Here is a 19776-nt window from a genome sequence, read left to right as displayed (position 1 = left end):
CATGATTCTTAACGAATCATGCCTAGTCTCTATTAAGGAATTAATAATTGTTGTCCTGGTTGAATTAAGAATCCAGCCTTGATCTTGCCTTGATTTGCTTTAACAATCTTGGTGAAAGCAGACCCTTTACCATAGTGCTTCTTCGCAATTGCCCATAGGTTTTCACCTTTTTGAACAACATGAGTCTTCTCAGCAGCCACTGCTGGTACTTGAGCAGATACTTGTACAGGAGCCGGAGTTACAACTGGTGCTGGAGTCTTCGCCTCTTCTGCAGCTGGACCACTTAAGTCAATGCTAAAGATACCAAAGCCCTTATCGTCAGTTTTTCCAGTATACGTAATATGATCTACTTGTTTAGCAAGCTCTTCTCCTTTTGGATTAGAAGGGAAAGTAACATTTACTTTTCCATTAATAGTAGAGAACTTCCAGTTGTTGTTTACAGAAGCATCAACAACCTTATTCGTTACTACATATTCCATTACTGCTTGGCGATTAGAATCAGGAGAGTTAAGGATGGTGTTTACTCCTCCTGGATTGACTAACTTTCCTGTACTTGCACGGTAGTCATTGGTCGCTACAACGAACTCCATGTTTGGATCAAGAGCCTTACCATCAAACTTAAGATTCTTGATACGGTTCGCTGTTGGGTTAATAACCGCTTGGCCATTATCGTATTTAGCAGGCTCTGTTATATCAATCTCATAAGTTACTCCATCAATAACATCAAAGTTATAAGTTGGGAAACTGGAGTTGATTAGGTTTTGTTCTTCTGTGCTGTTCGGATCAATCTGATTAAACTGACCAGCAGACCACTCTAGCCATTCTTTAATGTCAGAACCCTTAACCTTGATAGCTGTAACTACGTTGTTGTCATACAAGTAAAGGTCAGCAATATTTTTGATAGTAATCGTTCCGGATGAAACATTCGTGTAGTTATCTACACCACCGCGACCTGCCTTAAATGGTGCTGCAGCAGATAATACAGGAATTCCTTCGTACTCTGTACCCTTTAGGGCTTTTTCTACATATGCCTTTTGTGCACGATTTACAATTTCCATAGAAGCATTATCTTGCACTAGTGCAAAAAATGTATTCAAGTCACCCTTCAATTCTCCAACTGGACTAGCCATATATTGAATGGTAGCTTCATGTTCAACCTTCACTGCCTCTTCAATTTCTTTATTGGAATCAGCAACGGACTCTTTATTAACGACAATCGGACGTAATTGCGCTTTACTTTCAGTTACCGCCCACTTGCCATCCTTCTTTTCGATTGTTAAGTCAATTAAACCTAAGTTATCTCCCCAAGAACCAGGCATAATGGTAGGTACGCCATTCACTGTACCCTTTTCATTATCAAAGCCATTTCCATTAGGGAACACTTTATTATCAGCTAGAGGGAACTTTTGGTGTTGGTGCCCTGTAACGATCGCATCAATACCTTCTACTTGACTCAAGTAGTAACCGGCATTTTCCATTCCTTCAGAATAAGCCTTCAAGTTCTTGTTGTGGTCAAATTCTGCGATGCCAGAGTGAGAAAGAACTACTACGACATCTGCTCCAGCTGCTTTCATCTGTGGAACGATTTCCTTAGCAGATTTTACAATATCTTCTACTACTAGTTTTCCTTCAAGGTGCTTCTTATCCCAGCTCAAAATTTGAGGAGGAACAAATCCTGTTACGCCCACTTTAAGTGTATGAGTTTCTCCATCCATATCTACCACTTGACGCTCAAGGATCGTATACGGGGTGAAATAGTTCTTACCGGTTTCCTTATCATAAACATTACCGTTTACCCAAGGAAACTCTGCACCCTTAAGCGTAAGATCCAAGAACTCCATACCATAGTTAAATTCATGGTTTCCTGGAGTCGCTGCATCATAGTTTAATAGGTTCATTGCTCTCATTACCGGATGAACATATCCAGGCTTGACTAAGCCTTTGTTTTCCACATAATCACCTAGCGGACTTCCTTGAATCGTGTCTCCATTATCTACGAGAAGGCTGTTCGGAACCTCTGTACGAGCTTGGTTGATTAAGGTTGCGGCTTTAGACAATCCGAATGCATTAGTAACACCATTATTGTAGTAATCAAAGTTAACAACGTTAGCATGAATATCCGTAGTACCAATAATTCGGAAGTTAACAATGTCTTGATTGTTTGCAAAAATCAAGTTTGGATTAGCCATTGGTGCTATTAAGCCCAAGACAAGTGTAGCACTTACAATCGCTCTCTTCTTTAATGGGGACTTCTTCAATGCGGTTCCTCCTCATTTTGAAAACATTTTTAATAATAACTCGCTTCTCATTATCCAGATTGACTTGTTAGACATCTGACTTTAACATTCGACATTTTGCTACAAAAACCTTCTTTTACTTAAAAAGTATTTTCTCAAGGAGCAATTTCACATTCATGTAATACAGAACAAAAAAAAAGGCTGTACAATATGTACAACCTCTTAGGCTTATCTTATCTCTGTCCTTTTTCATACGGCTTCCCTAATGCGCTAGGAGCGTTTGCTTTACCAACCAAGCCTGCTAGAGCGAGGATGGTGAGGATATAAGGAAGCATCGTTAAAAAGTCCGCAGGGACGTATTTCGTTAGTCCTAGAACTTGTCCTACCGCTGCAAGAGCTTGGGCCATACCAAAGAATAAAGCCGCTCCTAATGCACCGATCGGATGCCACTTACCAAAGATAAGGGCAGCAAGTGCCATGAAACCTTGTCCGGATATCGTACTGTGCGTGAAGTTATTTGTAATCCCTAATGAGATAGCCGCACCACCAGCTGCTGCTAGCGCGCCACTTAACAATACTGCAATATATCTCATCTGAACTACGTTGACGCCGACGGTATCCGCCGCCTTGGGATGTTCCCCAACGGCACGTAAACGTAAACCAAAAGGAGTCTTAAAGAAAACATAATACACCACAACAGCCAAGATAATGGCTAGATAAGAAGTAGGATAGGCAATAAAAATGGCTTTTCCCAAGTAAGGGATGTCCGACAAAAATGGAATAGCAAATTTCTTAAATGGGTTTTGAATGGTCGTCGTTTGGGCTGCACCATCAAACAGTTTCTTCAGCATGAAAACAGCAAATCCAATGGCCAAGAAGTTAATCGCTACTCCACTTACCACTTGATCCGCACGGAAGCTAATGGAAGCCACGGCATGTGGAAGAGCAAAAATAATCCCGAAAACAATTGCAAATAAGAGTCCTATCCACGGGGCTATTGGCCCAAGCCCCATCGTTTCACCAAAAAATATGGTGGTAACCGCAGCAGCAAAACCACCCGATATCATTAAGCCTTCCAATCCGATATTCACTACCCCAGAACGTTCTGAAAAGGCTCCACCTAATGCCGCAAAGATGAGAGGCGTGGAATAAACAATCGTATTATGTATGAGTGTTGTTAATATATCAAGTACGGTCATATCCTTTAGCCTCCCCTTCCGGCCTGCGGCGAGCCCTCTTTACTAACCATTTCACCGCGCCATTAGCTGCAACGAATAGGATAATCACGGCAATGACAATGGTAATAATCTCTGTTGGAATATGCGCCGTATGCTGCATATTATTGGAACCGTACTGTAAAGAACCAAACAATATGGCTGCCAAAATAATTCCGATTGGCGAATTGGCTCCTAGTAGAGCTACTGCAATCCCATCAAATCCATATCCAGGCATGGCTGCGTTGATAGCTAGATAACCATACACACCAAGACTTTCTGCTGCTCCTCCAGCACCAGCCAAGAAGCCACTGATCATCATTGAGGTGACAAGGTTCTTCGGCACACTCATGCCCGCATACTGGGAAGCGAAAGGATTATATCCAACCGAGCGAAGCTCGTATCCCCAGATCGTTTTCCATAGTACAACGTAAAACAAATAGGCAAATAGGAGGGCAATAATAATCCCTAAATGGATACGAGAGTAATCAAACAAAGCAGACAGTGGCTCAAAGGTAAGCGAAGCGGAGCTGTGAATTTTCTCCGTTCTCTCGGAAGAAGACTTTAAATAGGTTCGAATTAAATAATTGACAGAGATAAGAGCTACATAGTTTAACATGATCGTCGTAATAACTTCATGCACGTGCAGCTTAGCTTTTAATATACCAGGAATGGCTGCCCAGAGTCCTCCTGCAATACACCCTGCTAGAAAAGCTAATGGTGCATGGAGATACCAAGGAAGGTCAAACAATACCCCTACTACAACAGCAGCAAGTGAACCCACAATAAATTGTCCTTCCACACCAATGTTAAATAAACCTGTGCGGAAAGCAAAAGCAACGGCTAGTCCCGTAAAAATAAGAGGGGTTATCTCTCGAATCGTTTCTCCAACATCATAGAGCGAACCGAAAATTCCTGAGAAAAGAGCACCGTATCCTACTATCGGATTATAACCGCTAATTAACATGAGCAAAGCTCCAGTTAATAAGCCAATAAGCACGGCAATCAGCGGAATTAATAATGCATGTTCTTTCTTATCAGCTGCCAATCTCATCACCTTCTTGCTTGTCTTTTCTTCCTCCGGCCATCAAGAATCCTAGTTCCTGCTCTGTTGTTTCTTTAGGGTTAACGATGGCTATGATTTTACCCTCATAGATAACGGCAATCCGATCGGAAAGTTGCATTACTTCCTCTAATTCAAAGGATACAAGTAAAATAGCTTTTCCCTTATCACGTTGCTCAATTAGACGTTTATGAATGAATTCAATAGCCCCTACATCCACCCCTCTAGTAGGTTGAGCTGCAATTAATAAATTGGGGTCCTTATCAACCTCTCGAGCAATAATGGCTTTCTGCTGGTTACCACCAGAGAGCGAGCGAGCTAAGGTATGCTCACTTGGAGTCCGAACATCATACTCTTCAATAAGTCTTCTAGAATAGTCATAAACCTCTTTGTAATTAATGATCCCTCCCTTAGAGAAGGGTTCTTTATAATAAGTCTCAAGGACCATATTTTCACCAACACTAAAATCTAATACCAATCCTCTTTTTTGGCGGTCTTCTGGAATATGAGAGACTCCCGACTCAATAACAGTCCTTGGGGACTTATTGGTCAGATCCTGATCATTTAGGAATATTCTACCACCATTTACTTTACGAAGCCCTGTAATGGCCTCAATTAACTCGGATTGACCATTTCCATCTACACCTGCAATACCTACAATTTCCCCAGCTTTTACCTCTAAATGAATGCCATTAAGAACAGATATTCCTTTTTCATTCTGGGATGTTACACCCTCTACATTAAGAACAGTTTTTCCTGTAACAGCTTCTTTCTTTTGAACCTCAAAGGAGACTTCCTTACCCACCATCATAGCGGCTAATTTATTTGGATTCGTTTCTGCTGTCGCGACAGAACCTACTACTTTTCCACGGCGAATAACGGTTACCATATCGGATACAGCCATAATTTCTTTCAGTTTATGCGTAATAAGAATAATGGACTTACCTTCACGGACAAGGTTCTTCATGATAACCATTAATTCTTCTATTTCCTGAGGGGTTAATACTGCTGTTGGCTCATCAAAAATAAGGATTTCTGCACCACGGTATAGGGTCTTTAAGATCTCCACGCGCTGCTGCATCCCAACAGATATCTCTGAAATCATGGCATCAGCATTTACAGACAAACCATAACGTTCAGAGATTTCCTTAACCTTTGCTCGGGCCGTCTCCCGGTCAATAGCTGCACCACGTCTAGGTTCAATTCCTAAGATAATATTTTCTGTGACAGTAAACGGTTCCACGAGCATAAAGTGCTGGTGCACCATGCCGATTCCCAATCGATTAGCATCATTGGGATTTTGAACTTTTACTTTCTGTCCGCGAATGAGGATATCCCCTTCATCTTGTTCATATAGACCGAACAAGATATTCATAAGGGTGGACTTCCCCGCACCATTCTCGCCTAGAAGAGCATGGATTTCACCTTGTTTAACCGCGAAAGAAATATTATCGTTGGCTACAATGCCAGGAAATCGCTTCGTTATTCCTCTCATCTCTACCACTGTATCCGCCATATGTTTCACCACCCCTTTGTAACGACTAAAGACCTTATAACTTACATTTAGGTAAAACACAGGACTAGATTGTTATGACAACCTAGTCCTGTGTAGTATTCACTATAGCAAGATTTTACATGTATTACTTAAACTCGTTAAACTCTGCTTCGGTTTGAGGTACCTTGATTTCGCCGCCCTTGATTTTTCCTTCATAGTCTTTAACTAGGTCAAGAACATCTTGAGGGACGTTCTTATCAGAGGTTGGAGCGATCCCTACACCTTCTTCAGCCAAGCCAAGAACAGTCTCTTGTCCACCTGGGAATTGGTCGTTCTGTAATTGCTCAGAGATCGAATATACAGCTACGTCTACACGCTTAACCATGGAGCTCAAAGTCTGATCTGGAGCCAAGAAAGACTGATCCTTATCTACCCCGATTACCCATACGTTTCCGCGTTCCTTAGCTTCAGCAAAAACCCCATCACCTGTTGCACCAGAAGCGTGGAAAATAATATCTACGCCACTGTCATACATGGTTGCAGCAAAAGTTTTACCTTGGTCAGGCTTATCAAAATAACCTACATAGTTTACACTTACTTCCGCGTCAGGGTTTACAGCTTTCACACCCGCTCTGAATCCATATTCAAACTTCTCGATAAGCGCGAATTTCACTCCGCCAACAAAACCAACTTTATTCGTTTTTGTCATCTTACCAGCGATAACTCCCATCAAGAAGGAACCCTCATGCTCTTTAAATGTTACAGCTGCAACGTTAGATGGAATTTCACCATTTAAGTTGGAGTCAATGATACCAAATTTAGCATCAGGGATTGCTTTTGACGTATTAGAAATTGCGTCAGCCATCAAGAATCCAATACCCCAAGTCAAGTTTGTGCCACCGCGAGCAAAACGGTTTAAGTTAGGCTCATAGTCTGCATCAGACTTAGATTCGGCGTATTGAGCTTCTATGCCAAGTTCACTTTGAGCTCTTTGTAGTCCTTCCCATGCAGATTGATTGAAAGAGTTATCGTTAACTCCACCAACGTCCGTAACCATACCAACTTTTAACTTTTCTCCTGCATCTTGTGCAGGTGCTTCTGTTCCTTGCTGAGGTGCTTGCTCAGCAGGTGGTTGTGCTTGGTTTCCGCCACCGCAACCAGTGAGTACACCAGCTGCTATAAGCATAGTAGCCATGAAGGTAGATAGGCCTTTCTTTAACATGTGTATTGCCCCCTTAATTTTTTCTTCGTCGAACAACGGAAAACTTAAATTTGTTCGCTCGAAAATAATTGTTGGAATATATAATCGGCCTGTCCAGACGGTCGTAATGCATCTGATTCAGGACAAGCAGACTTTCCCCCTGGTCACAATTCAGTAGATTGGAGATCTCAGCTTCATATCCCAGAGCTGATATGTCCGATCTTGCGTATTGAATCTCTAAAGAATTGCTTTCTTTAAGATCTTCAAATAGAGATTGATGTTTGTACGTGAAGTTTTCCGGCAAATACTTAGCTGGAATCTTGTCGATACAAAAAATCACATTCTCATTATTGGCTGTACGTATTCTTTTTAAAAGTAAAATTTTATCTTTTGGGTTAAGTTGTAGTTTTACTTGGTCTTTCTCTTCTACTTCAACAAACTCCAGGCTGACCAACTTAGCTCCAGGGATCTGTCCGTTTCTCTCAATCATCTCCGTAATGCTGAGTAACTCTTCAATCCCGCCGGCAATGATGGGATCACTCTTCACAAATGTCCCTACACCATGGATTCTTTCCACTACATTCTCTTCTTCAAGTACCCTTAACGCTTCGCGCAAAGTTGCCCGACTAACCCCTAAAGACTTCGCTAATCTCGGTTCAGGGGGCAGTTGTTGTCCAGGTTGAAAACGTTCCTGTTGTATCTCCTCTTTAAGCTTATCGACCACTCTCATATAAAGAGGCCGAGGGTCAGGGTTAATTATCATCATGATATTCTCCTCCTAGATGTCCCAAACCTCATTCTAGTCTGATGTCTGACAAATATCAAGTGAAATTTTCCAAGGCAACCATAGTTAATATTTTTTGGATTTTAAATCTAAAACCCACGGTTTTCCTTAGTTCCGCGGGTTCGCAACATAACTAACATTTTTCAACATACTCTCTACTTCTTGAATAGGCATGGGTTTATAAAATAGGTAACCTTGAACCGCATCACATCGATTATCCTTAAAGAAGTGCAGCTCTTCTTCAGATTCAATACCTTCGGCTACAACATTCAACTCCAATCCATGAGCTAATTCAATAATTGCCTTCGCGATGGCTGCATTTCTCGGATCTGTTAGAATATCCTTAACGAAGGATCGATCAATCTTTAATCGATCAATTCTATACTGCTTAAGATAACTTAAAGAAGAATAACCTGTACCAAAATCATCGATGGATACAGTCACACCAAGATCTCTGATACCATCAATAATCTTGATAATGCTATCAATGTGATGAATACTTATTCCTTCCGTAATCTCCAATTCGAGGTAAGACGGGTCTAACTTCGTCTCTCGTAAAATACGAGAAATCGTTTTTAGTAAACCTTTATCTTGAAGCTGTCTAGGGGAGAGATTTACCGCTATCTTCATCGGCTTATACCCATTGTCTTGCCACGCCTTGTTCTGTCTACAAACGGTTTCAAGCACCCATTCGCCGATCTGTACAATTAGGCCCGTCTCTTCAGCAAGAGGGATAAATTCCGCAGGAGAAACGACCCCCATCTCGGGGTGATTCCAGCGAATTAAGGCCTCCATACTGATAATCTCTCTTGTATGAATATCCACTTGAGGTTGATAATAGACCATAAACTCATGTCTATCCAGAGCCTTATGAAGACTATTCTCCAGCATGATCTTCTCTGTGGTCGTCTCTTTCATTTCGGTGGTGAAAAATTGATAATTGTTCCCTAGTTCTTTTGCACAATACATAGCTGCATCGGCGTTTTTAATAAGTGTTTCGAGATTCCTCCCATCAGCTGGGTAGACGCTGATTCCAATACTCGTTGTAATAAAAAATTCATTTTCTTCAAGTTGAAAGGGTTGGGATAAAGCCTGAGCAATCTTCTCAGCAACCTTCGCAGCATCCTTAGCTTGTTGAATAGTGGAAAGGATAACCGTAAATTCATCCCCTCCCAAGCGGGCAACCGTATCGCTTTTTCTTACACATTTCTTCAAGCGGTTGGCAACACTTTGCAATAGTTGGTCCCCGATCCCATGTCCGTATGTATCATTAATCCACTTAAACCTATCTAGATCAAGAAACATGACGGCCACTTGTCTTCCTAATCGTTGCGCTTGAAGCAACGCCTGTGTCAAGCGATCTTGAAATAAAAATCGATTAGGCAGCTCGGTTAACACATCATAGTGTGCAAGAAACTTTAGGTGTTCTTCCGATTTTTTTCGTTCCGTAATATCAGAGAACATCCCTACATAGTTTGTAATGAATCCACTTTCATCCTTCACCGTATTGATACTTAACCACTCTGGATAGATCTCGCCATTTTTCCTTCGGTTCCAAATCTCCCCTTGCCAACTTCCCTTATCGTAGATCGTCGTCCACATATCTACATAAAACTGGGCATCATGTTGGTTTGAGGATAACATGCTGGGTTTTTTTCCGATTGCTTCCTCCGCAATATAGCCGGTTGTCGCCGTAAACGCAGGATTAACCCACAGTATGGTTCCTCTTGTATCTGTAATCATAATCCCTTCACTCGTATTCTCAAATATCCTGCTGTACAAGTGAAGTTTCTCTTCTGTTCGCTTGCGTTCTGTTATGTCCCAAAAAATTCCAACAAAATGAGTAATCTGTCCCTCTTCATCTTTTACAGCATCAATGGTTAACCACTCTAAATAGACTTCTCCATTTTTCCGCCGGTTCCAGATCTCTCCCTGCCAGGTTCCCTTCTCATAGATGCTCGCCCACATCTCAATATAAAAGCTTGGAGATTGCTTTCCAGACTGTAGAATACTTGGTCTCTTTCTTATTACCTCTTCTTCCGTATATCCGGTGGTCAATGTAAATGCGCGATTTACAGAAAGAATGGAACCCCGTTTATCTGTAATCACGATACCTTCATGGACATTTTGAAAGACTGCTGCGTATAAATCTGCTCGATTAACAAGATCCACACTCTCACCCCCTCGGAAAAACGGCTATCAAATTAATGAATGTCAAACACTCTTGTTAATCTTGTAAGTTCGAATAGTTCCTTCACATGACCATGCAATCCGTAGATGGATACCCCTCCACCATTCTGTACAGCCTTTTTCTGAAGGGCCACTAATACACCTAACCCTGAACTGTCAATATAATCTACCTCTGCAAGGTAAATAGAAAAATACTTATAACCCTTCTCAACATAAGGAAAAAGCTTTTCCCTCATGGCTGTAGCTACATCGACATAAATTCGCCCAGAGAGAGAGACATTAACTTGTCCATTCGCAGTTTGAATCTCTTTTATCATAACTAACCTCCTACAGTATTAAATGATTCGCCATGAATTTCTCCGGATATCCAGGGTTTCATTATATATCTATTAATGATAGCAATCATTTTTATTTCCTATTATAATACATAATCAATCCATTAAGTTGTTTCATTTTCGTAAACCCACTATACGACCACCTTTCTCATTATTCATATGTCATTTTTATGTCTGGTTTTGATTTTTCATAATTTCCACTATTAGCACGATATTAAAGTTGTTTTGTGAAAACGTTCACAAGTTCTTGTATACTAAACATACAATGAACCTAGTTGATAGTCAATTATTGGTTTTTTTGATCGCGAAAAAATAATTAAAAAGGAACGCAACTATTTGCACATCCTATAGTCTAATATAATAACTAAACTATTACGGATGGTTTAGGTGAGAGTTATTAAGGGCTTTCCTTTAGAGATGCGTCTCTAGTGGGAGGCCCTCTTTTTATATTTTCTAGTCTCTCTATCACTCTTGTAGAAACTAAACAGTCAAGGTACAATTGCTATCAACCCCCTCACATCTTTAAAAAGGAGAATCACGTTGGAGAAGCGATTACTACTTGGCAAACTGATCAAATGGATATTAATTATTGGTACAATCATCTTTCTTTACTTTCATTTTTCCGTATTTGTCCCCATCATCATGGCCTTTATTACCGCTTTAGTACTAGAACCTTTAGTCAAGTGGTTTCAATTTCGCCTTAGAACCAACAAAAGACTCATCCCTGTCTCCATTTCCTTCACTTTATTTGTTCTCGTCATAGGGGTGGTCATTCATTTTACTACTACTTATCTTGTACGAGAGGCCATCAAGTTTATTTATAGACTCCCTCATTATATGATTGAGATTAATGGATTTATTGATCAGTTGATAAGGGACTTTAACAAAGCGATCGCTGACGTTCCACAGAAGGACCTAATTATTAGAGAGCTAGAGCAACAGAGTCAAATGGCCCTAGCCAAAACACAAATGCTGTCGCAAACCGCTATCCCTACACTCGCTCAGTGGATTCAAGGTATTCCTAATATGATTGTCGTTACGTTAATCTATCTCATTACCCTTTTCTTACTTAGCTTGGACATGCCTTCCATCATTCAGAATTTCTACGCTCACTTTCAGGAAGGAACAAGCCAGAAACTGAAGTTTATTTTCCAACGTTTAAGTAAAGTATTTACAGGGTTTCTTAAAGCACAAGTACTCATCAGTATCGTCATCTTTGCTGTTGCCTATGTGGGTCTTCTTTATATCACTCCGAAGAACGCCCTCATTATGGCCATTATCATTTGGATTATTGATGTTATCCCACTAATAGGTTCCATTGTGATTCTATTACCTTGGTCTCTTTACACCTTAGTTTCCGGAGATACTACGACTGGGCTGCAATTAGTTACGCTTACCATTATCTTATTAATCTTGCGCAGAACCTTGGAACCCAAGATTATGGGGGATCAGATCGGACTTTCTGCATTACCCACTTTACTCTCCATTTATTTCGGATTTTACTTCTTTGGTTTTCTAGGAATGTTTATTGGTCCTCTATTATTCATCGCTTATCGCTCAGCTGTAGAGGTAGGCATTATTAGAACAAATTTTAAACTCTAAAAGAAATAAAGGATGAACCGAGAAACTGATGGTTCATCCTTTTTGTTTTATTATCAATAAAAAAAGCCCCTATCAAAAAAGAATAGGGACAAAGAGGATGTAAAAATATAAAAACATTCGACAAGAGAAAATTATACTGAGTAGTACAGAAAATGTCTATAGTTATTTTTTATCTCTACTATCACTTCCAACTTTCTCCTTCCCAAGCCATAATTGTTTATATATAATATAGTAAAAAGATGTAAAAAGATAAAAACAATCGACAATGTTATTATACAGTACAATGAGGCTGATCCACCCTTTTCGGATTAGCCTTTTTCTCTTTTTCTATCTTTCACAACAAGGATTTCGCTGGATTATGTAGAATTTTTTGATTATCTGTAGATATGAAGAAAGTTGAGGGGGGATTACTAGTGACAAAGCTAAATACCGAAGAGATCAAAGATTTCTTTGATGCCGTCATGGAAACATTGAACACCCTCGTCATTATCTTAGATCCACAAGGACGAATCGTCCAAATGAATCAAGCTTGCGAGAGAATTTCCGGTTATTTTTTAGATGAAATAAAGGGAGAATACTTCTGGAATGTATTCATTCCTGAGGAAGAAAAAAATACTATGATCACAGCCTATCAATCCCTACTAAAGAATAAAAAAGGAAAGCTAGAACACGTCAATGTATGGGTGAATAGAACTGGTGAAAGAAGACTTATATCTTGGAATAACCGCTGTTATCCCCATGGAAATAACCCTGTTCAATATGTGATCGGATCAGGTATAGACATAACAGAACAAAAAGAAGTCGAAGAGAAACTTAAACTAGCCCAACAAGATTTAAAAAATACAATAAGCTATCATCAAGGCGTTATCTTTAAGTTCATTAAAATTGGTGATCAGTACATCCATACGATGTGTGAAGGTAACCTTCATGATTCACCCCTTATTCCCTCGCTCATAGGTAAAAGTTTAGAAGAAATTATCCCTGTTGATAAAGCTCTAAGTCTCAACACTTACTATGACCGGGCATGGAATGGAGAGAGCTCTGTTTATTTCGAATACACCCTTCTTAATGGAATCACCCTCCTTGTCCGTTTGCGTCCGCGATGGGAGGATGGCAGAGTTATTGAGGTCATTGGCTCCGCTATCGATATCACGGATCAGAAAAGAATAGAACGGGCCTTTCGGGAGAGCGAAGCTCGTTATCGCTTAATTGCCGAACATACGACGGATCTTATTACTGTTTTAGATAGTCAAGGCAGAACCCTATACGCCTCTCCTTCCCACGAGACCGTGTTAGGATATCCTCCTTCCGCTCTAGAGGGAACCCTTCCTCTAGATCACTATCATCCGGAGGACAAGCCTATCATGCATCAAGTTCTTAGAGAAATTAGAGAAACTAAGAAACCTATAGAAATGGTATATCGGTTCAGACATGCGAATGGACATTGGATTTATATTGAATCCCGCGGCGTACCTGTATTTGATGATTCGGGTGAACTTAAGATCATTGTAAATATTAGTCGTGACATCACCAAGCGCAAGCAAACCGAAAACGAACTTCATGAGGCGAAAGAGCAACTTCGCAATATCTTTGATAATTTAGATGAGGTCTTCTTCTCCGTGGATGTAGCAACCGATAGATTCCTTCAGATATCATCATCCTGTGAATCTATCATAGGGATAAACCATGCTGATTTATTAAAAGATTCAAGCCTACTCTTTAGTGTCATAGATCCTGAAGACATACCAGGCATTATCGGTAAAAACAATGAACTGCAAAGCGGGAGAACAGTGACTTACGAACATCCAATTTACCATCCCACCGATGGAATCAAGTGGCTTAGAGCCAAAGCTATCCCCGTCATGAAGGAAGGACAACTCACTCGGATCGATGGTATTATCACAGACATTACAGAACAAAGAAAAACAGAGGAACTGCTTAGGAAATGGGAGCGGGTATCAGCTGTGGGAGAGATGGCTGCGGGAATAGCCCATGAAATTCGTAATCCACTCACCACTTTAAAAGGATTTTTACAACTCCTCCAGAAACAAACGGACGATCCAAAATACTTCACTCTCATGCGATCAGAGCTTGAGCGCATTGAAATGGTGACCAACGAATTCCTTATGTTGGCCAAACCACAAGCGAAACAATATATCCCTATTGACGTTGTTGTTTTGCTTGATGGTATTATTACGATCTACAACACGCAAGCCATTATCAAAAAGATCCAGATCACGCTAGAAACAGACGGCACCAGCCCCCAAATCCTAGGTGACCCTAATCAATTAAAACAGCTTTTTATAAACTTACTTAAGAATTCTCTAGAATCAATGACGAAAGGTGGAAATATTGTAGTTAAGGTCGCATCACAAGAAAATAATCAGGTCCTGATCCAGGTCATTGATCAAGGATGTGGAATTCCTGAAGAGCTTATCTCTAAGCTTGGGGAACCTTTTTATACCTTAAAAGAAAAAGGTACCGGCTTAGGTCTAATGATTAGTTATAAGATTATTAGAGAACATCAAGGACTGATCCAGATTAAGAGTCACGTAGGCGTCGGGACGGACATACACATCTCTTTCCCTCTTGCAAATTAAAAGCAAAAACCCCGTACTTGAGAAGTACGGGGTTTGTTATTATTTAATATGTATGGTGGAGCATAGCGGGATCGAACCGCTGACCTCTACACTGCCAGTGTAGCGCTCTCCCAGCTGAGCTAATGCCCCATAAGTTACACAACATAGAAGTTGTTGTGGTGCCGGCTAAAGGACTTGAACCCTCAACCCCCTGATTACAAGTCAGGTGCTCTACCAATTGAGCTAAGCCGGCAATATGGTGGACGATGACGGATTCGAACCGCCGACCTCTACGATGTCAACGTAGCGCTCTAACCAACTGAGCTAATCGTCCATTAAATTATGGTGGGCCCAAGTGGACTCGAACCACCGACCTCACGCTTATCAGGCGTGCGCTCTAACCAGCTGAGCTATGGGCCCTCTTGCTGCTATCTATAAGAACACCAGCGTTATTAACTTAATATGGAGCGGGTGATGGGAATCGAACCCACGCGACCAGCTTGGAAGGCTGGAGTTCTACCATTGAACTACACCCGCAATAGAATCTTGCACTACGCGAACTACGTCTTCTCAGTTGCGGTATATGGAGCGGACGACGAGACTCGAACTCGCGACCCCAACCTTGGCAAGGTTGTGCTCTACCAACTGAGCTACGTCCGCCTAATGGTGACCCGTAGGGGATTCGAACCCCTGAATGCATGCGTGAAAGGCATGTGAGTTAAGCCGCTTCTCCAACGGGCCAAGCTATAAATGTGATAGCGAAATTTATATTATAACATTTTTTCATAGTTGTCAAGGTTTCTTAAATCTTTTTTTATTTTATAAGTCATCTCCCTGACCACATTTAATAATTTAGCATAGATCTTTATACAAGTCATTAGAAAATTTTGCTGTTCAACTGTTTTCTACACTGTTTTTCCTGCATACCATCTCAAGTTTGTGTTATCTTATCAATAATAAGGTCAGACTGTAAGGTGGGATAACCGGCTTGAGAATTAACAAGTACATTAGTGAAACAGGAATTACTTCGCGACGTGAAGTGGATAAGTGGATTGCAGAAAGAAGAATAACCATTAATGGTGTAGTTGCCGAATTAGGAAGCCAGGTTCAACCGGGTGATGAAGTACTCATTGATAGTAAACCCATTAAAAGCAAACCTAGGTCTATTTATATTGCATTAAATAAACCTATGGGCATAACCACAACCACAGAGCAGCATATTGAGGGGAACATTATTGATTTTGTAAACCATCCCCAACGCATCTTTCCTATTGGACGTCTGGATAAGGACTCTGACGGCTTGATCATGCTTACGAACGATGGAGATATCGTCAACAGGATTCTACGATCCGAGAACAAACACGAGAAAGAATATATCGTTACAGTGGATAAACCCATAACTCCTGCCTTTCTTAAAGGTATGGCAGGGGGCGTAAGAATTTTAGGAACCAAAACATTACCCTGTAGAATCTTCAAAGTCTCCGATCGAGTTTTCCGGATCATTCTCACCCAAGGACTCAATCGCCAAATCCGTAGAATGTGCTCGGCCTTCGGATATCAGGTGCGTAGACTTCAACGCACCCGTATTATGAATATCCATTTAGGCGACCTTAAAGTTGGACAATGGCGCGACCTCTCGAAGGAAGAACTAAAGGAGCTGTTTAAGAGCTTAAATTACTCCCCTAAGCTCTAGGCTGAAGCAGACAAATCAGATCCATGGGTATTGTTTTGGTCTGTACGTTGAGCCCAAAAACTATACCCTACAGCTGCTACGATATAAGAAAGCAAAATAACCGGAAAAAGATCCTCTTTCCCGGTTACGACATTCCACGTTTATGGCAGCACACTCCCGCCTCTCATAAAACGATATTCATAATGCGTGTCGAATACATTGTCTATACGAACTCCTCCTGTCCTCTGACTCGCTGTATGCAGCATTCTTCCATTTCCTAAGTAGATTCCTACATGCGTAATCGTCTCATTATTTTTATTAATGCCACTGTAGTTCTCTCTAGTCGGCCCCTTATAAGACATAAAGAACAGTAGATCCCCTCTGCTCGCTTCACGGATATTCCATACTTTTCGATTAGAATGAGCATCTACATATCTCGCCTGGCTTCTCGAATCCTTAGGCAGATCCATCCCTAAAGAAGCGAGGTAAGCCCACCTAGTAAAATCTGAGCAATCGAACGCACTTGGATCTGATCGATCTGAACCATATTGGTAAGGAGTGCCCATATAATTCTTACCTAAGGAAATTACGTTCTCCACATAGCTCCCATTCAAAGGCGGAATGCTTCTGTTAGGGAACACCTCATGAATCGTATTGTAATCATGTCCTTGATGATGACTAATAGAGGCTCCGTCAGTTAATTCACTTTCTAAACCAAGATCCCCTATATGAAAGAGTCCATCTTGATTAAGTATTTCCGGATTATTTCCTCGATCATCTGTAGGCATTTCATAAATCATGTTCCCATTAGCCTGATTTAGATTTGCCTGCGTGTTTTGCTGTTGTTGACCACAGCCAACTAAGAGAAGTAATACACCCATGATGATTAACTTGTTCAGCACCATTCATCCACCTTTTCTTGTTGTTGTCTTTAGTTATTCCCTGGATGTGAAAAGGATATTTGAATGGAATTGAACCCCTACCCCAAGCGTTTGAAGTTGGTTTAGTTAAAGTTCTTGCGTTGGTCTGTGTTGAGTTGTACATACTGGTTGATTTATTTGGAATCATTATTGGTTCGTGACTACGTAACAATCGTTCGTAACAATAGGGCCCGGATTCATGAGTATCAGCAATGACTAGGTCTATCGGCTACGAATGGTAGATGTTTAATCTGCAATTATTACACCTTTGTAATAAAAAGGACGTTGTTCGTGACTTTTTTTGTTCTCTTATTTGAAATAGATACAGCATCGGGAGTTCCGGGGGGGCGTTCATGACAAAAATGGATAAATACGTGAGTATTGACTATAAATCGTGAGTATCCTGTAAAAGACAGACTTCTCAAGCCTTTTAGTTTCCCTATAACCAATGGTCCGGGGAAGTATTTTGAACGCACCCTCTAAAAATAAACCCTTTTAACCGTAAGAAGGTCCCCTACGTCCCCCTGACTAAGAAAATTTTAAAATAAAAACCAAAAAAGTGACCCCTAAAATAGACTAAAATGAAAAAAGCCTGGCTTCCGCCAAGCTAATTCTCCTCAAACCTACTATGATGCAATCTGTTTATGAGATGAGGAACGACGAAACTGAATATCTGAGATAAAGAAAATACTACTCAAAATAACTACAAGCCCAGCAACCATACCAAGTGTAATTTTCTCGCCTAGGAAAACCACACCCCAGATCATGCCAAACAATGGAATCAAAAAAGTTACACTAGCCGTCTTTGTCGGTCCAACACTAGTAATGAGATAAAAATACAATAAATAAGCAATAGCTGTGCACAATAATGCCACCCCAACAACAGAGAACACAACAACGGGAGTTACATCAGCTGTGGATGGCGGTAATTGGAATAAGGTAAAGGGGAGGAGCAGTAAAGATGCTCCCATTTGTTGTCCTACTGCCAATGGTAAAGGTGATACACCTACAAAGTACTTTTTAGTGTATACGCCTGCAAAACCATAGGATACGGTAGATAAAACGGAAAGAACGATGGCAAAAATTACATGGGGTGTATATTCTATTGGGCTCCACCCAACGAGTATCATTACACCTATAATCCCAACCATAATACCTATCCACTTTCTTAAGCCCAATGGTTCCTTCATCCAACCCCATACGACAAGCGCCGTAAATAGCGGTGTCATGGAATTAAGTAGGGCTGACATCGATGCATTTAAGTAAAGAGCCGCTGTTGCAATAAACACAAATGGAATGGCTGCATTCAGAGCACCGATCATTAAATAGGATTTCCATCGTTGCCTCCATTCTGAAGAACGGCCAATAACCACCATATAAATAAATAGGGCTATAGCCGCGATGCTCACACGACCTTGAATGGTAAGGAACGGACCTAATACAGGTGATGCAATTCGGATAAAAAGGAAAGAAGCTCCCCATAATGCCGCAAGAGCAAATAGCGCCCCAATATCTTTAATTTTCATGTGTTCTCCTATGAGCTGGTGTGTATTTGTTAACTAAAAATGGAAAGTTATTGAAACTAGTATATCATTTTGATAGAGTTTATAATAGCTACATAAGAGCCCCTTCACAGATTCTTGTGATGGGGCTCTTATGTTTTACATTAAGAAGAAGTAGAATACAGCCGCTAAAATGAAACGATAAGCCGCAAACCACTCCAGTTTTAATCGCTTAATTAAGTTGAGGAAGGTGACTACTGCAATCATAGCCACGACGAAAGCAGAGATAAAACCGATAAGGAATAATACTAGATCATCGGAAGTTAAGAATTCACGACTATTATACATATCTAATACCGTTGCTCCAAACATCACGGGTACGGATATAATAAAGGTGAAGTCAGCTGCTGCTTTCTGACTTGTCCCTAGTAAGAGACCACCAGAGATCGTCGATCCTGACCTAGAAAAGCCAGGCCACAACGCAAGGCACTGAAACAGACCGATACCAAATGCTTGCTTATATGTAATCTCATCCGTATTCTCGGCAGTAACTTTGACCTTAGCTCGAGAAGCCACAATCATTAAGACACCACCAACAATTAATCCAATTAATACTGCAGTTGGCCCGAACAAGACTTGTTTGATAAAATCCTTGAAAATTAGATATACGATTAAAGCAGGCAACATCGCAATGATCATATGAATAGCGTTCAACTTCTTAGCCGTAAAGTTTAAACCCAATAGATTCCTCAATATTTCCATGTATCTTTTCCAATATAGAACAAGAACCGCCATAACCGCTCCGAGCTGGATCACAATTTTAAACGTGGTGGCTGCGTCTCCTTCAAAATCAAGAAGATGTCCTACTAGAATCAAATGTCCCGTTGATGATACCGGGAGAAATTCCGTTAATCCCTCTACTATACCTAAAATAATAGCCTTAATCATATCAGACATAGGTCATATCCGCCTTTCATTTGAC

General features: G+C 40.7%; 14 protein-coding genes and 7 tRNA genes. 3 read left to right on the top strand and 18 right to left on the bottom strand.

Annotated elements, in window-relative coordinates; translation table 11 throughout:
• Positions 1–32: 32 nt before the first annotated feature.
• From EIZ39_RS09335 to EIZ39_RS09300, 8 genes are all read right to left on the bottom strand, one after another.
• Positions 33–2258: a bifunctional 2',3'-cyclic-nucleotide 2'-phosphodiesterase/3'-nucleotidase gene (locus tag EIZ39_RS09335; protein WP_129199679.1), complete on the bottom strand. Its 2226-nt coding sequence runs from the start codon at positions 2256–2258 to the stop codon at positions 33–35.
• A 212-nt stretch (positions 2259–2470) separates the two neighbouring features.
• Positions 2471–3436: an ABC transporter permease gene (locus tag EIZ39_RS09330; protein WP_129199678.1), complete on the bottom strand. Its 966-nt coding sequence runs from the start codon at positions 3434–3436 to the stop codon at positions 2471–2473.
• Positions 3423–4505, bottom strand: coding sequence for an ABC transporter permease (locus tag EIZ39_RS09325; RefSeq protein WP_129199677.1), 1083 nt, complete (start codon positions 4503–4505; stop codon positions 3423–3425). The genes EIZ39_RS09330 and EIZ39_RS09325 overlap by 14 nt, the downstream gene beginning before the upstream one ends.
• Positions 4489–6030 carry an ABC transporter ATP-binding protein gene (locus EIZ39_RS09320; RefSeq protein ID WP_129199676.1) on the bottom strand — a complete coding sequence of 514 codons (1542 nt, stop codon included), beginning with the start codon at positions 6028–6030 and terminating at the stop codon, positions 4489–4491. Before EIZ39_RS09320 ends, EIZ39_RS09325 begins: the two co-directional genes overlap by 17 nt.
• 124 nt (positions 6031–6154) lie before the next feature.
• Positions 6155–7231, bottom strand: coding sequence for a BMP family lipoprotein (locus tag EIZ39_RS09315; protein ID WP_240675752.1), 1077 nt, complete (start codon positions 7229–7231; stop codon positions 6155–6157).
• A 13-nt stretch (positions 7232–7244) separates the two neighbouring features.
• A complete protein-coding gene (locus tag EIZ39_RS09310) occupies positions 7245–7976 on the bottom strand; it encodes a GntR family transcriptional regulator (protein WP_240675751.1) in 732 nt (243 codons plus the stop codon).
• A 126-nt stretch (positions 7977–8102) separates the two neighbouring features.
• The gene (locus tag EIZ39_RS09305) at positions 8103–10166 is read right to left on the bottom strand and encodes an EAL domain-containing protein (RefSeq protein ID WP_129199675.1); all 2064 of its coding nucleotides are present in this window, start codon (positions 10164–10166) and stop codon (positions 8103–8105) included.
• Positions 10167–10198: 32 nt separating this feature from the next.
• Positions 10199–10501: an STAS domain-containing protein gene (locus tag EIZ39_RS09300; protein ID WP_129199674.1), complete on the bottom strand. Its 303-nt coding sequence runs from the start codon at positions 10499–10501 to the stop codon at positions 10199–10201.
• 558 nt (positions 10502–11059) lie between these two features.
• Between EIZ39_RS09300 and ytvI the strand changes: the two genes are divergently transcribed.
• On the top strand, positions 11060–12121 hold the full coding sequence (gene ytvI, locus EIZ39_RS09295; RefSeq protein WP_240675750.1) for a sporulation integral membrane protein YtvI: 1062 nt from the start codon (positions 11060–11062) through the stop codon (positions 12119–12121).
• A gap of 413 nt (positions 12122–12534) precedes the next feature.
• The gene (locus EIZ39_RS09290; protein ID WP_164984989.1) at positions 12535–14721 is read left to right on the top strand and encodes a PAS domain S-box protein; all 2187 of its coding nucleotides are present in this window, start codon (positions 12535–12537) and stop codon (positions 14719–14721) included.
• A gap of 53 nt (positions 14722–14774) precedes the next feature.
• Here EIZ39_RS09290 and EIZ39_RS09285 read toward each other — a convergent pair.
• The 7 genes from EIZ39_RS09285 to EIZ39_RS09255 all read right to left on the bottom strand — a co-directional run bounded on the left by EIZ39_RS09285 (position 14775) and on the right by EIZ39_RS09255 (position 15441).
• Positions 14775–14850: transfer RNA gene (locus EIZ39_RS09285), tRNA-Ala, on the bottom strand.
• A 27-nt stretch (positions 14851–14877) separates the two neighbouring features.
• Positions 14878–14953, bottom strand: a tRNA-Thr gene (locus tag EIZ39_RS09280).
• Between the two features lie 4 nt (positions 14954–14957).
• A tRNA-Val gene (locus EIZ39_RS09275) sits at positions 14958–15034 on the bottom strand.
• 9 nt (positions 15035–15043) lie between these two features.
• Positions 15044–15120: transfer RNA gene (locus tag EIZ39_RS09270), tRNA-Ile, on the bottom strand.
• 43 nt (positions 15121–15163) lie between these two features.
• Positions 15164–15237, bottom strand: a tRNA-Gly gene (locus EIZ39_RS09265).
• A 47-nt stretch (positions 15238–15284) separates the two neighbouring features.
• Positions 15285–15360, bottom strand: a tRNA-Gly gene (locus tag EIZ39_RS09260).
• Positions 15361–15364: 4 nt separating this feature from the next.
• Positions 15365–15441 (bottom strand) — tRNA-Glu (locus EIZ39_RS09255).
• A 247-nt stretch (positions 15442–15688) separates the two neighbouring features.
• On the opposite strand from EIZ39_RS09255, the gene rluF reads away from it, so the two are divergent.
• Positions 15689–16393, top strand: coding sequence for a 23S rRNA pseudouridine(2604) synthase RluF (gene rluF, locus EIZ39_RS09250; protein ID WP_129199671.1), 705 nt, complete (start codon positions 15689–15691; stop codon positions 16391–16393).
• Positions 16394–16533: 140 nt separating this feature from the next.
• On the opposite strand, the gene EIZ39_RS09245 is transcribed toward rluF, so the two are convergent.
• From EIZ39_RS09245 to EIZ39_RS09235, 3 genes are all read right to left on the bottom strand, one after another.
• Positions 16534–17277: a C40 family peptidase gene (locus EIZ39_RS09245; protein WP_129199670.1), complete on the bottom strand. Its 744-nt coding sequence runs from the start codon at positions 17275–17277 to the stop codon at positions 16534–16536.
• Positions 17278–17918: 641 nt separating this feature from the next.
• Positions 17919–18818: a DMT family transporter gene (locus EIZ39_RS09240; protein ID WP_129199669.1), complete on the bottom strand. Its 900-nt coding sequence runs from the start codon at positions 18816–18818 to the stop codon at positions 17919–17921.
• Positions 18819–18953: 135 nt separating this feature from the next.
• Positions 18954–19751: an undecaprenyl-diphosphate phosphatase gene (locus tag EIZ39_RS09235; RefSeq protein ID WP_129199668.1), complete on the bottom strand. Its 798-nt coding sequence runs from the start codon at positions 19749–19751 to the stop codon at positions 18954–18956.
• Positions 19752–19776: the final 25 nt, after the last annotated feature.

Source organism: Ammoniphilus sp. CFH 90114 (genome assembly GCF_004123195.1).
GTDB lineage: Bacteria > Bacillota > Bacilli > Aneurinibacillales > RAOX-1 > YIM-78166.
This window is presented reverse-complemented; position numbering and strand designations above follow the sequence as displayed.